Raw genomic sequence first — 13,745 nt, forward strand, 5'->3', positions numbered from 1 at the left:
TGAAGGCGTAATTTATATTAATCCCATTCACAATGAGGAGGATGAATTTAAAATGGCAAACAGTGATTACAGGTGGAACCAGGAATTCCCGAAGATTGGGATACGACCAACGATTGATGGCAGAAGAAAAGGTGTTCGTGAATCACTTGAAGATCAAACGATGAACATGGCCAAAGCTGTAGCAGCTTTGCTAAGCGAAACTCTGAAATATCCAAACGGCGAGCCTGTAGAGTGTGTGATTGCTGACACCTGCATCGGAGGTGTAGCCGAGGCTGCTGCTGCAGCAGATAAATTCACGAAATCCGGTGTAGGCGTATCCATCACTGTTACTCCTTGTTGGTGTTACGGAACGGAAACGATGGATATGGACCCATCCACACCGAAAGCCATTTGGGGCTTTAACGGTACGGAGCGTCCAGGCGCGGTTTACTTGGCCGCTGTCTTATCGGGTCATGCACAGAAAGGCATTCCAGCCTTCGGTATTTACGGCAAAGATGTTCAAGATGCAGGTACAACAGACATTCCGCAAGACGTTCATGAGAAGCTGATTCGTTTTGCTAAGGCAGGGCTTGCTGCCGCTTACATGAAAGGGAAATCATACCTCTCTATCGGCTCTGTATCTATGGGGATTGCTGGATCAATCGTAAATGAGGAGCTGTTCCAGAATTACCTGGGCATGCGTAACGAATATGTCGATATGTCCGAATTAGTGCGTCGTATTGACGAAGAGATTTTCGATCCTGAAGAATACCAATTGGCACTGAACTGGGTAAAAGAGAACTGTACAGAAGGCCCAGATAAGAATCCTCCTGAGATTCAAACGAGCCGTGAAAAGAAAGATCAAGATTGGGAAACCGTTGTGAAAATGTCCTTGATTGTCAGGGACTTAATGGTAGGCAACCCGCGTCTGGCTGACATCGAGTTCGGGGAAGAAGCGCTTGGCCACAATGCGATTCTCTCTGGTTTCCAAGGACAGCGTCATTGGACAGATCACTTCCCGAACGGTGATTTCATGGAAGCCATCCTGAACACTTCCTTTGACTGGAATGGCAAACGCGCACCTTATTTGGTTGCCACAGAGAACGATAGTCTGAATGGTGTTGCCATGTTATTCGGTAATCTGTTGACGAATACAGCGCAAATTTTCGCCGATGTAAGAACGTACTGGAGCCCAGATGCGGTGAAACGCGTAACAGGACACACTTTAAGCGGTGCAGCCAAAGACGGAATTCTTCACTTGATTAACTCTGGACCAGCAGCACTAGATGGCACAGGGGAACAAAGCCGCAATGGCAAACCTGTTTTGAAGCCTTACTGGGAAATCACGGATGAAGAAGTGACTAAGTGTCTAGAGGCAACTTCTTGGCGTCCTGCATCCGTTGAATATTTCCGCGGAGGCGGCTATTCCACCGATTTCCTTACAAAAGGCGGTATGCCGGTAACGATGTCTCGCATCAACTTAGTAAGAGGCTTAGGTCCCGTGCTTCAGTTAGCAGAAGGCTACTCTGTTGATCTGCCTGAGAATGTGCATCAACAGCTGGATGATCGCACAGATTCAACGTGGCCGACGACTTGGTTTGCTCCTATTTTAACAGGTGAAGGATCATTTACCGATGTTTATTCGGTTATGGATAACTGGGGCTCCAATCATGGATCGATCAGCTATGGTCATATCGGTGCTGACTTAATCACACTTGCTGCTATTCTAAGAATTCCTGTGTCTATGCACAACGTAGCGAAGGAGCACATTTTCCGTCCACGGGTTTGGAGTAATTTCGGAACATCGGATCCAGAAGGCGCTGATTTCAGAGCTTGCAGCAGCTTCGGGCCCTTATATAAATAGTAGCAATTGCACGAATTGAGGTGACTCTGGTGGGGACTAACCATTTGAATATGCTAGCCGTAGATTTCGGAGCTAGCAGCGGCAGAACCATTTTGGGGCGTTGGAGTGGTTCAACACTTTCCGTAGAGGACATTCATCGCTTCTCAAATGATCCTGTTGAGCTTGGCGGCAGTTTGTACTGGGACTTTTTGCGACTTTTTCATGAGTTAAAAGAAGGAATCCATGCTTATAAGCAGCATGCTCCTAGTAGTCCAGCTTCCATTGCAGTTGATACATGGGGTGTGGACTACGGTTTTGTTGACGGCAAAGGCAAGCTGCTTGGCAATCCTTATCATTATAGGGAAGCGCGGAATGCAGTAGCGATGAGCGAATTGCTGCAGCAAACGACGGAGCGTGAATTATACAGCCATTCAGGTATTCAGCCGCTATCTTTTAATACGATTTTTCAGCTTTATGCCGAGAGCAGAGAACAAGGTTTATCACTGCCTGATGATGTTCGTCTCTTGCTCATGCCAGACTTATTCCGTTTCTATTTGTCTGGGATTCGTTCCACGGAGTACACGATCGCCAGTACAACAGGGCTTCTGGATCCGGTGGCGAGAGACTGGGATCGTTTACTTTTGCAGAAAGTTGGAATCCCGTCTGGACTCTTTACAGACATCGTGATGCCCGGAACGAAAGAAGGAACTCTGCGCAAAGAAATAGCCGAGGAACTGCAGGTTGGCGCGATGCCAATTGTGGCTGCAGCTTCACATGATACGGCTTCTGCGGTCGTTTCGATTCCTTCACTCGAAGGTGACTATGCGTTCATCTCTTGTGGAACCTGGTCCTTAATGGGCGTTGAAATCGATCAACCCATCATGACGGAAGACAGTCTTCGCTGGGGATTCACAAACGAGGGCGGCGCTGAAAAGAAGATTCGCATGCTGAAGAATATCATGGGACTATGGCTCCTTCAAGCATGCAAAAGGCAATGGGAGCTCGAAGGAGATTCCATAAGCTTTGCTCACATGCAAGAGATGGCGAAGTTGGAGCCAGGGCTCCAAAGTTACGTGGATCCGCAGGATCCTGTGTTTCTTGCTCCAGGAAATATGCCGGAACGAATTCGCCTTTATTGTGTGGAAACAGGCCAAACCGTACCACAAACCAAAGCTGAGCTTATCCGCTGCGTAGTGGATAGTCTGGTTATGAAATTCAAGCAAACGTTAGATGAAATTGAACAGCTTCTTGCAAGAAAGCTTTCAACCATTCATATGGTAGGCGGAGGAATTCAAAATCGGCTGCTCTGCCAATTGACGGCGAACGCCACAGGGAGACCGGTCATTGCTGGTCCTGTGGAAGCGACGGCGATCGGCAATATTATGATGCAGGTCAAAGCGCACGGCGAGGTCCAATCGTTGGATCAGATCCGCCAAGTCGTCATGGACTCCTTCCCGCCTGATCGGTATGAATCCCAGGATGAAGCTAAATGGCAGGATGCTTACCAAACCTATTTGCAAGTGATTGCTAAGAAATCAGTAAGGAGTTGAAGGTTAGATGTCCGAGCAGCAAACAAGAGAAGAATTGACGAAATATGCCCGTAAAAGTGTAGCCAAAGGCCTTGTTGTAGGTCCTGGTGGGAATATTAGTGCAAGATTTGAAGATACGATGTACCTTTCTCCAAGCGGTTTCGCACTAGAAGATATTGAGCCTGTGCAATGGGTGCCGGTCGATATCCCGACGGGGAACATTCTCGACTCGACCTACCGTCCTTCCTCCGAAGTGCTTATGCATTTATTTTGTTATCGCGTGAATCCCATCATGAAGGCGATTGTGCATACGCATCCGGCTTATTGCATCGCATTAACACTCGTAGATAATGAGCTTCCGATGCTGTTTCCGGACCAAGCCGCGCTTGTCGGCGACGTAGCTTTCGTTCCCTATGTCGTTCCAACAACGGATAAATTAGCCAACCTAGTGGCTGAGAAGGCTGACCGTTATAGCTCGATTTTGCTAAACAATCATGGACTCGTCACAACGGGTAAAAATTTGCGTGAAGCCTACTACCGCACGGAAGTTATGGAAGAAAGCGCGAAGATTTACCTCATTGCGAAGTCCGTAGGTCAACCGAGAAGGCTGACTGAGGAAGAGTACAAAGAAATTCAAGGCTTAGAAAGTGAAGCTTACCGCGTGAATTTATTACAGCAAATGAAATAATGGATTATCAGGTATGGCCGTTCTCATCGCAATCGATGGGGGCGGTTTTTTTGTTTGATTAACGAAAGTTGTACAGGGTACAACAATTTCGTTAGTTTCTTCTCAATAAGTTGTTTTTGTTGTATGTTGTACAACAATTCAGTTATTTCCTTCTAAAGAGCTACTTTTGGGCGAAAATGTTGTATTTTCTGCAACAATCATGAAGAAAAACTCGGATTAGCTTACCAAATATTGTACGAAATACAACAATGTCTGTAACCTTGGAGCTACACCCTCTGGTGCCTAGCAAGATTTAGTTCATAACATCCAGTTTCAGGCTGTTTAAATTGTTTATCCTCACAATTCGGAACATAAGACACAATAACCGTAATAAAACACATGTTAATGCCATTTGTTGTACAATAAAATGGTATTGATGCATAAGGACAGTGAGGTGGCCGCATGGTTAATATTTTGGTTGTAGATGATGAGCCGATGATTTGTAAAGGCGTGGCTACCATATTGAAACAGTCGAATCTGGACATCGCTGAGGTGTTTATCGCATATAACGGTTTTGAAGCGTTGGATTTTATACATTTGGAGAAAATCGATCTTGTTTTTACGGATATACAGATGGAAAAGATGAACGGTATTGAATTAATTGAAAATATATTCATGGAAGATCCTACGATTCCAATCGTCATTTTATCCGCCCATGGCGAGTTTGAGTACGCACAGAAGGCGATCCGTTTCGGAGCCAAGGAATATTTGGTCAAGCCGATAACGCCGCCTCATCTCATTTCGGTAGCAGCTAAGTTGCTGGGAGAGAAGGAAGAGAAGCAGCGGCATTTCTCGAATTGGGAGAGCAGCCGAACCCTGTCAGAGCATACGTCGCTCGAGATGAATTATTACTTGAATGAGCTTGTCACCGGAACGGTCCATGAGTCCGAGGTACCTGCCATTATGGAGAAGCTTGGAACCCGAATGAGGGGTACGCATTACAGCATGTTAGTGATCAAATTATCCCTAGATCGAGGCGGCATTCATGATCAGGAAATATCGACGCTGAAGGACCGTAGTCTTCTGAAGTACGCCGCTTTGAATATTATTGAGGAGACCGCGAATCAGTGGTGTCATCTTGTTTTTAATACGCATAATTCTACTTTCTCCTTGCTGCTGCAAATTCCTGAAGAGGAGATTAGGGGTTCTCAGAGCATTAATCAATTGTTGATGGTCGCCCAGATGATTCACGCGAATTTGCAGAAATACGTCAATGTCAAATGTCAGATTGGGATCAGCCGCATTCGGGAGGGTATCACACAGCTGCCTGTTATCTATCAAGAAGCACTGGAGAGCTTGGCTTGGAGCGAAACACACAAAGGGCATCACATGTTCTACATTGAGGATATCGGCAAAACGACGAACGAGCAGAATTTAACAAACACGCAGGTTGACGAGGCTAATAACCGAATTGTTTATGAGACAAAAACCTATATTGAAGGACACTTCTGTGATAAAGGCCTGAAGCTTCAAGATATCGCCGATGCTGTGCATTTAAGCCCTAATTATTTGAGTTATTTGTTTAAAAAAGTGATGGGAGTTAACATTTGGGACTATGTGACCAAGCTTCGTATGGAAAAAGGGAAGCAATTGATTCTGACCACGGACAAACGCAGGTACGAAATTTCGGAGGAAATCGGTTACGAATCACCAGAGCATTTTAGTAAAATTTTTAAAAAACATTTCGGGTTGAATATTTCGGAGTTAAAACATACGGGTCCGTAACATGCGACATGATTAGCGTAACAGGACACATCGTCGCTCCTGGCTGTTCCCTTTATAATCGAAAGTGTAGAAACTAACATTTGATGAAACGATTCGAAAGGGGAACCAAACATGAAAGCTAAAAAGGCTTCAGCCATCAGTGCGATTGCACTGACCGTTTTACTCGCAGGATGTGGTACGAACAGTACCACGACTAGCACAACAAGCAGTCCCGCCTCAGCAAAGGAAACAGCAGCAGCAACAGCAACGCCTGCAGCCAAAAAAGTGACAATTACAGCCCAAGGCTTCAAGCCTGACCAGAAGGAAAAGAATGACCAGCTTGACCAGCGGATCAGCCGCTTTAAGGCGAAAACCCCAGAATGTTGAATTCAAGAAAGACGACTGGCAGTACAACCCGTTGGAAATTGGGATCAAAATGGCTTCGAATAGCGCGCCAACCGAATATACGACGTATGCAACAGAAGGTAAAGTGCTCGTCGACAAGAAATGGGTCGCTGATATTACCGATTCGATCAATGCCTGGGAACATGCTAAGGACATGAATGATCTTCTTTCCAAACCGTTTGTGGTGAATGGTAAAACGTATGGAGTGCCCATCGACGGTTACGTGATGACCATTACGCTGAACAAGAAGCTTTTCAAAGATAAAGGTGTCGAGCTGCCTCCAATGGATTGGACGTGGGACGATCTGTTAACGGCAGCGAGAAAGATTAATGATCCGGCCAAAGGCATCGCGGGCTTTATTCCAATGGGTAAAGGACCGGAAGCAGGCTGGAACTGGACGAATTTCCTTTATGCAGCTGGCGGCGATGTGCAGAAGCTCGATAACGGGAAAGTGGTAAGCGTGTTCAATTCTGATGCTGGTGTGAAGGCGCTTGAATTTTATAAAAAGCTAAAAGACGAGAACTTAATTCCTCAGAACTGGGCCTTAGGGTATGGCGACGCATTGAGCGCTTTCTCCCAAGGACGCGGTGCGATGGTGATGTGCGGAAGCGGCAACGCGGCTGATGCAGCGATCAATGAAGGCGGTATCAGCAAAGAGGATATGGTCGTATATCCAATGCCTTCGATCACGAAAGGCGGCAAGCATACGGGCGTTCTTGGCGGTAACTATCGTGTTATCAATCCGAAGAGTGATAAGGATCAACAGCAAGTTGCTTTCAAATGGATTACGGATGAGTACTTCACAGACGATTTCTTAAATTCCACGAAAAAAGAAATCGAAGACCGTAAAGGGAAAAACCGTGTCTACATTCCACAACCGATTAACTACTGGAAGGAATCCTCAGATTTCGGTAAAAAGTATACCGATTTACTGGCCAAATATGACAACGTATTTAAATACGATCCACAATTATTAAGCCTATGGGACGGCAAGCCTGAAGCGCAGTATGAAGCACAGAAATATTATACCGAGATGGCCAATGTGATCCAAAAAGTGTTCACAACCAAAGATGTTGATTTGAAAAAGACGTTGGCTGATGCATCGAATAAAGTGCAAACGGAAGTATTTGACAAAGTGAAAGTCGAATAGCACCGGAACATCGGATCTAAGCCGTTTAGCGGTTTAGGTCCGATTTTATAAGTTTATGCTTTCGAAGTAAGTTTTCTAACGAAAACTTTAAGGAGTGTTCAACATGGAAGCAGAATTGAGTGTACGACCTGTCGTAGCGAGTAGTACGGTGAAGAAGAAAATCAACTGGTATTTGTGGGGGACGCTGTTTGTCCTTCCAGAAATCGTGTTATTTATTGTATTTTTATGGGTGCCGATTTTTAAAGGGATTTTCTACAGCTTTTACAATATTGATTTTGTCGATGGCAATCATTTCATTGGCTTGGCTAACTATGTAAGTATTTTTCAAGATGGACTGCTGCTCACCTCGATTAAAAATACGCTGTACTATATGGGCTTAGGCGTCCTACTCGGTTTCTGGGTACCGCCGCTTATCGCAATTGTTGTCTCCGAATTAAAATGGTTTCAGGGGGGGGCCCGTATAATTGGCTATTTGCCAAGCGCTGTTCCAGCCATCGTGCTCTATGGGATGTGGCAGTGGTTTTTTGATGCCGTGGGCCCAATTAACAGCCTGTTACAAACGTTCGGTATCCCAAAAGTGGAGTTCTTCAGTCCGAAGATGGCCATGGGTTCGATTGTTCTGCTAGAAACGTGGCAAAGCTTTGGCGCAGCCACTCTCATCTATATCGCTGCAGTCGTGGGTATTCCGAGGGACATATACGAAGCGGCTGAGATCGATGGCGCCAGTGTCTGGCAGCGTATCCGCCATATTACCTTGCCAAGTATCAAGACATTGATGCTGCTTCTGCTTCTCTTGCAGTTGATCACAACTTCACAGGGCTTTCAAGCGCAATTATCGATGACCGACGGTGGCCCGAATAATGCGACGCTTACGTACCTGCTGTGGATGAATCATACGGCGTTCCGTGATCTTGATTTTGGGAAAGCGAGTGCAATGGGCAGCTTAATGTTTTTCGTTTTAATCCTACTGTCCGTGCTATACAATCTGTTGCAGCGTAGAGGTGAGAAGGCATGAAACGAGATGAACGCGGCATTATTTCGCCATTTGATATGAAAAAAGGCGCTGTGAAAGCCGGTTACACCCTCATGGTGCTGCTGATGATCATCATTGGCATTACGACGTTATACCCGTTTTTCAATACCTTTTTTGGTTCACTCAAAACACGTGAGGAATTCTTTGCCTTTCCACCAACCTTTTTTCCGAAAAGCTGGATTTGGACCAATTACAATGATGCATGGAACGGGTTCGATTTGCCATTACTGACTTTCTTGAAGAATACGATATTCATCTACATGGGAAATGTCGTATGCTCGCTGCTCCTAATTGGTTTAGCTGCCTACGCGTTGTCACATTTGAGGGTACCGTTCAAGAGATGGGTGACGCTCTTTTTCTTAGCGACTCTGTTGATACCGCCAGCCACCTATATCGTTCCTAACTTTATGAACCTGAAAAGCTTGGGCATGATCAATACGTACTGGGCCTTCTGGCTGCCGGCTGCAGCGAATGCTTATTTCATGCTTCTGCTCAAAAACTTCTTCGATGGCATTCACAAAGAAATTCTGGAGGCAGCGAGAATCGATGGGGCGAGTGAATTCAATTCATTCATTAAAATTGCTGTTCCACTTTCAACTCCCATTATTGGGACTCTGCTGATTCTGTCCTTTTCGACAACATGGAACGAGTTCTACTGGCCTAGTATTGTGATGACAGAAAAGGAGATGTACCCGCTTGCCACAGGGATTTATCGGTATGTGGTGTACTCAACATCGGTTATTCCGTGGAGTGTACGGTTTGCTATCTTGACAATGGCGATGCTGCCGCCGGTTGTTTTTTTTCTCATTTTCCAAAAATTTATCATACGTGGGTTAACCGTTTCCAGTGTCAAAGGTTAGGTCAAAGAACGCCCCTCAGAATGCTTATTCTGAAGGCGTTTTCTTTTGCTTAAAGGAGATTGCGGCCGTTATAGCGAAGCTAAGTGTGCAATGAGACGGCTAGGAGTAATAATCTCCGAGGATACGGCTTGAAAGGAAGGAATGTCGGCATGCGAAAAATGCTGCGTAATATGAATTTGATGAAAAAGTTGATCGTATTGCTCATCTTATTCGTCGTCATCCCGATATTGGTATTGGATTTGTTTGTAGCCAAGAAGCTGGAGTCCATTACAGAAGAGCAAGTAGGGAACGCGCTGCTCCAGTTAGTGAGAGGAAGTCATTTGACACTAGACAGAGAGAGCAGTGATTTCGAGGAAAAGACAGAGAAAATCATGATATCTCAGGAAATCCAACAGCTTGCAAGCATCCCGTCCTCATCGGAGTATGAACGATTTGAAATCTTTAAAGCCCTTGATAAATATTTGAACAACTATTCGACGAGTGCGGTGCGATATTCGCTGTTTTTTTCGGATACAGATAAGCAGTATTCGTTCGTCCCCAATCCGGATCTTCTGAACAATGGTATTTTTTATTCAACAGACTTGAATGCGCTCTCTTGGTATAAGGAAGTAAGTCAGGCCAAGGGGAAAGGGGTTATTCGTGTTATTGATAAATTCGGATACAATCCTAATAATTTACAAACCGTTGCCTATATGCGCCAATTAAATAGCATTTATAACGGGGAAAGTGTGATTGGTTATTTGGTTGTATCTGGCATTGAGACACCTCTTCAGTTGGATTTTTCACCTTTTGACAAGTATGCGGATGCGGAATTGATGTTGTTAAACCAAGACAATACGGTGCTCGCGACGAATACAACCAATTTTGAGATCGGATCCTCGGTACATGTTCCGGCTAATCAAGTAGAAGGTGTTTATAAGCTGAAAGAGGCTGATCTTGAGTTCATGTGCGTTCTTCATACAAGTGAATATTCGAAAACGAAATTGCTCATGCGAGTTCCTGTTCAGTCGATTATTATCGATCATATTAGTGTGCAGCGATTGGTTGATTGGATCATGGTTATTTATTTCTTTATCTTGATTTTGGCGAGTATATACTTTATCCAGTCGATCTTGAAACCGATCTCTCGATTAGCCCGCATCACGAATTCTTATCATCCAGGTAGACCCTTAGCTATTTCCTTACACTCGGATAGCAAAAATGAGATTGTTTTACTCAATAATCATTTTATACGCATGACTGATCGCTTGAATCAAACGATTTATGACCAATATGAACTCGAACTGAGGCATAAGGAGATTGAATTATCTATTCTTCATACACAAATTAATCCGCACTTGCTCTACAACACCTTGGAATCTGTATATTGGCATACGCTAATGGAAGGGGCAGCAGAGTCTGCTGAAATGATCAAGGATTTATCGCTAATTATGCGAATTGGGCTTAGCAAAGGGAAGCTATTAATTCCGGTTATGGAGGAAATCAATCACGCGGAGGCTTATGTTCGCTTGCAGCTATTCCGCTATGAATATGCCTTTCAAGTCCATTGGGATATTGAAGAGGGAGCGAAGCGATTTGTCATGCCGAAGGTCGTTCTTCAGCCGATTATTGAGAATGCGATTCTGCACGGGATTAAGAACATGAGCCAGGATGGGGAATTATGGATTTCGGTAAAAAGCGCGGATGATAATGTCATCATCAGTGTAGAAGATAACGGTTATCGCCAGGTGGATATCGAGGTGATGAATGGTATCCTGCAGGGGAAGGAAAATAATCGAGGCTTCGGAATTATTAATGTTCAGAAGCGGATTCAGCTGCATTTCGGCGAAAACTACGGTTTACATTACAGTCTTAGAGAAGATCAAGGTGTACGAGCTTGGATCGAGCTCCCTGCTGTACTTGACGAGAATGAATTGAAATAGCCCCATCATCTGGGGCGCTGCCATTTCTTACGATAAGCTAGAGGCGTATATCCAGCGCGGTCTTTGAACAAATTGATGAAATGACTGACATTGTCAATACCGACACTGGCGGCTATTTCGGATATGGGTATATTGGAATATTTTAACCGTTCTTTGGCGTGTGTCATACGTATTGATATGAGAAATTCATGGGGCGCATAGCCTGTATAACGTTTGAACTGTTTGGCCAAATGGTACTTGCTAACGGCATGCTCATGGGCAAGCTGATCCAGAGAAATCGATTCATTGAACCTATGTTCCAACGTTTGGCAAATGTCTTCGATATAGCTGGGTTTGTCTGTTTCGGACACTGCCAGATTTTGCGCTGCCAGCATGAGCTCGGTCAGGAGATCTACAAGAAGTTTGGACGAAATGAGTTCGGTACGGGCACTTCTTTGCTGCTGGAAATGTAAAATTTGTCGCAGTACAGCGGGGATGGAGGATTCAGGGCTCAGTTGTAGGATAGGCTCATTATTAGCAGCAAACTGCTTATAGTAACCAGATGTCGAGCTACCATGGATATGCACCCATAGTAATTCCCAAGGCTCGAGTGGATCTGTTTCATAGAAATGATAATCTTCACAATGAATGAAGAATACCTGTTGAGGCTGAAGGATAAAGCTCTTTCCTTGATATTTCAAACGGCCTTTGCCTTTAATCGTATAGACGATAAGGTAGGAGTCCAGCTGTTCGCGTTCTGTAAAATAACCGGGTAACGTACGGAAATGGCCAATTTCTTGCACATAATAGAGGGTGGATTTGGCGAATACAGAGGGGCTGGATATGAATCGTATCGAGTCTTCTGACCAAGCTGTTGTAAAATTTTCTTTATGAGTTGTCATGTCGCATCACCTGCACAAGATTCTATTATTTTTAAACAAGATTATTGGATGTTATCTGCATTGTAAGCCATTACAATGAGTTTATAAAGGTATTATTTTTATCTTATAAACGAATGGAGTGGTAGGGATGACTATATACCCAGCTATAAAAGCAAGCAAAAAACCGCGTATCGGACTTTACTCGGTGGGGCTCCGTGCCTATTGGGAACAGTTCCCTGGCTTGAAAGAACGACTTGAGGATTACGGTCGATTTATTGAGAAGCGAATCTCGGAATGGGCTGACGTCTATTATTATGGGTTGGTAGATACGGAAGAGGAAGGGCGGAAGGCCGGAGAATGGTTGAATGAGCGCCATGTGGATCTCGTATTCTGTCACGCAGCGACATATTCGACTAGCTCGACAGTACTTCCTGTTCACCAAATTTGTAAAGTGCCGGTCGTGTTTCTGAACTTGCAGCCGACTTTGCGGCTTAATTATGTTAAATCCACGACAGGGGAGTGGTTGGCTCATTGCGGGGCTTGTCCAGTGCCTGAGTTTGCCAATGTGTTTAACAGAGCGGGAATCCCGTTCCGTGTTGTAAATGGGGTACTGGGACTCGATAATACGCCGGCGATCTCATTAACAAATGAAGTGACACATAAGCGTCCAGAAGCTGTTCGAGCATGGAGGGAGATCGAGGAATGGGTGAAGGCAGCCGGCGTGCCTCGGACGCTTCAGCATAGCCGGTTCGGCTTTCTTGGTAATACGTACAGCGGCATGCTCGATATGTACAGCGACTTTACGATGATTTCGGCGCAGACAGGGCTGCACGTGGAAGTCCTCGAAATGTGTGATTTGGATCGCATGCTGCGGGAAGTGACACCGCAGGAGGTGAAAGCGAAGCTGGCTGAGGTTCACGAGATGTTCCAGATCAGTGGCGACTCGCCGTCTGACCCGATCGCGAAGAAGCCTACGGATGAGCAGCTGGAATGGTCATGCAAAGTGGCGGCAGCGCAAGAGAAGCTTGTCAGGGCGTACGATCTGGACGCCTTGTCCTACTACTACCACGGTGCGCCGGGTGGCGACTATGAGAAGCTGCAGGGCGGCTTCATCGTTGGCCATTCGCTGCTAACCGCACGTGGTATTCCGTGCTCAGGCGAAGGGGACCTCAAGACGGCCGTCGCGATGAAAATCAGCGACATCCTTGGCGTCGGCGGCAGCTTCTCGGAAATCGTCGTCGTGGATTATATCGACGAGACGATTTTGCTGGGCCATGACGGACCGTTCCATATCGCGATTTCCGAAGGAAAGCCGATTCTGCGCGGCATGGGGCTTTATCACGGGAAGCAAGGCACGGGCGTATCCGTCGAGGCGAAGGTGAAGACGGGGGCGATCACGACGCTGAACGTGACGCAGACCGGCGATGGACGGCTGAAGCTGATCTCCAGCGAAGGCGAGTCCACGAACGGGCCGATCATGAAGATCGGCAACACCCAGACGCCGGTGAAGTTCCGCGATCATCCAGACGCGTACATGACGCGCTGGTTCGCCGAGGCGCCGACGCATCACTGCGCGATGTCCATTGGTCATAACGCTTCCATGTTCCAGAAGGTCGCAGAGCTGATGAAGATGAACCATGTGATTTTATAAAGCTGTTATTGCTGTTAAAGTTGTTGAAGCTGTTAAAGCTTAAAAAGCCTGCCATTGGCGGACTTTTTAAATCAAGCATCAA

At 45.7% G+C, this 13,745-nt stretch carries 11 protein-coding genes; 10 read left to right on the forward strand and 1 reads right to left on the reverse strand.

The genetic code is table 11. From position 1 onward, the window contains the following. Positions 1–52: 52 nt before the first annotated feature. From QFZ81_RS10690 to QFZ81_RS10730, 9 genes are all read left to right on the forward strand, one after another. Positions 53–1,843, forward strand: a complete 1,791-nt coding sequence (locus QFZ81_RS10690) for an L-fucose isomerase (protein WP_307602696.1) — start codon at positions 53–55, stop codon at positions 1,841–1,843. Positions 1,844–1,893: 50 nt separating this feature from the next. Further along, entirely contained in the window at positions 1,894–3,372 is a 1,479-nt protein-coding gene (locus QFZ81_RS10695; protein ID WP_307606874.1) for a rhamnulokinase, read from the forward strand. 7 nt (positions 3,373–3,379) lie between these two features. Beyond that, positions 3,380–4,039 carry a class II aldolase/adducin family protein gene (locus QFZ81_RS10700; protein WP_307444675.1) on the forward strand — a complete coding sequence of 220 codons (660 nt, stop codon included), beginning with the start codon at positions 3,380–3,382 and terminating at the stop codon, positions 4,037–4,039. A 441-nt stretch (positions 4,040–4,480) separates the two neighbouring features. Then, positions 4,481–5,803, forward strand: coding sequence for a response regulator (locus QFZ81_RS10705; protein ID WP_307602699.1), 1,323 nt, complete (start codon positions 4,481–4,483; stop codon positions 5,801–5,803). Between the two features lie 111 nt (positions 5,804–5,914). After that, positions 5,915–6,169 (forward strand): hypothetical protein, encoded by a 255-nt coding sequence (locus QFZ81_RS10710; RefSeq protein WP_307602701.1) that lies wholly within the window; start codon positions 5,915–5,917, stop codon positions 6,167–6,169. Next, complete coding sequence (locus QFZ81_RS10715) at positions 6,114–7,337, forward strand: extracellular solute-binding protein (protein WP_307602703.1); 1,224 nt, start codon at positions 6,114–6,116, stop codon at positions 7,335–7,337. Before QFZ81_RS10710 ends, QFZ81_RS10715 begins: the two co-directional genes overlap by 56 nt. A 103-nt stretch (positions 7,338–7,440) precedes the next feature. After that, the gene (locus tag QFZ81_RS10720) at positions 7,441–8,352 is read left to right on the forward strand and encodes a carbohydrate ABC transporter permease (protein WP_307602705.1); all 912 of its coding nucleotides are present in this window, start codon (positions 7,441–7,443) and stop codon (positions 8,350–8,352) included. Then, on the forward strand, positions 8,349–9,230 hold the full coding sequence (locus QFZ81_RS10725; protein WP_307444666.1) for a carbohydrate ABC transporter permease: 882 nt from the start codon (positions 8,349–8,351) through the stop codon (positions 9,228–9,230). The genes QFZ81_RS10720 and QFZ81_RS10725 overlap by 4 nt, the downstream gene beginning before the upstream one ends. 149 nt (positions 9,231–9,379) lie before the next feature. Continuing rightward, the gene (locus QFZ81_RS10730) at positions 9,380–11,152 is read left to right on the forward strand and encodes a sensor histidine kinase (protein ID WP_307602707.1); all 1,773 of its coding nucleotides are present in this window, start codon (positions 9,380–9,382) and stop codon (positions 11,150–11,152) included. A 5-nt stretch (positions 11,153–11,157) separates the two neighbouring features. On the opposite strand, the gene QFZ81_RS10735 is transcribed toward QFZ81_RS10730, so the two are convergent. Beyond that, entirely contained in the window at positions 11,158–12,033 is an 876-nt protein-coding gene (locus tag QFZ81_RS10735) for an AraC family transcriptional regulator (protein WP_307602709.1), read from the reverse strand. 127 nt (positions 12,034–12,160) lie between these two features. Between QFZ81_RS10735 and QFZ81_RS10740 the strand changes: the two genes are divergently transcribed. Beyond that, a complete protein-coding gene (locus tag QFZ81_RS10740) occupies positions 12,161–13,663 on the forward strand; it encodes an L-fucose/L-arabinose isomerase family protein (protein ID WP_307602711.1) in 1,503 nt (500 codons plus the stop codon). The last annotated feature ends 82 nt before the right edge of the window (positions 13,664–13,745 follow it).

The organism is Paenibacillus sp. V4I9 (assembly GCF_030817295.1).
In the GTDB taxonomy this organism is placed as follows: domain Bacteria; phylum Bacillota; class Bacilli; order Paenibacillales; family NBRC-103111; genus Paenibacillus_E.

Coding starts and splice junctions, on each gene's coding strand:
- QFZ81_RS10690 (WP_307602696.1), top strand. CDS start 53: ATGGCAAACAGTGATTACAGGTGGAACCAGGAATTCCCGAAGATTGGG.
- QFZ81_RS10695 (WP_307606874.1), top strand. CDS start 1,894: ATGCTAGCCGTAGATTTCGGAGCTAGCAGCGGCAGAACCATTTTGGGG.
- QFZ81_RS10700 (WP_307444675.1), top strand. CDS start 3,380: ATGTCCGAGCAGCAAACAAGAGAAGAATTGACGAAATATGCCCGTAAA.
- QFZ81_RS10705 (WP_307602699.1), top strand. CDS start 4,481: ATGGTTAATATTTTGGTTGTAGATGATGAGCCGATGATTTGTAAAGGC.
- QFZ81_RS10710 (WP_307602701.1), top strand. CDS start 5,915: ATGAAAGCTAAAAAGGCTTCAGCCATCAGTGCGATTGCACTGACCGTT.
- QFZ81_RS10715 (WP_307602703.1), top strand. CDS start 6,114: ATGACCAGCTTGACCAGCGGATCAGCCGCTTTAAGGCGAAAACCCCAG.
- QFZ81_RS10720 (WP_307602705.1), top strand. CDS start 7,441: ATGGAAGCAGAATTGAGTGTACGACCTGTCGTAGCGAGTAGTACGGTG.
- QFZ81_RS10725 (WP_307444666.1), top strand. CDS start 8,349: ATGAAACGAGATGAACGCGGCATTATTTCGCCATTTGATATGAAAAAA.
- QFZ81_RS10730 (WP_307602707.1), top strand. CDS start 9,380: ATGCGAAAAATGCTGCGTAATATGAATTTGATGAAAAAGTTGATCGTA.
- QFZ81_RS10735 (WP_307602709.1), bottom strand. CDS start 12,033: ATGACAACTCATAAAGAAAATTTTACAACAGCTTGGTCAGAAGACTCG.
- QFZ81_RS10740 (WP_307602711.1), top strand. CDS start 12,161: ATGACTATATACCCAGCTATAAAAGCAAGCAAAAAACCGCGTATCGGA.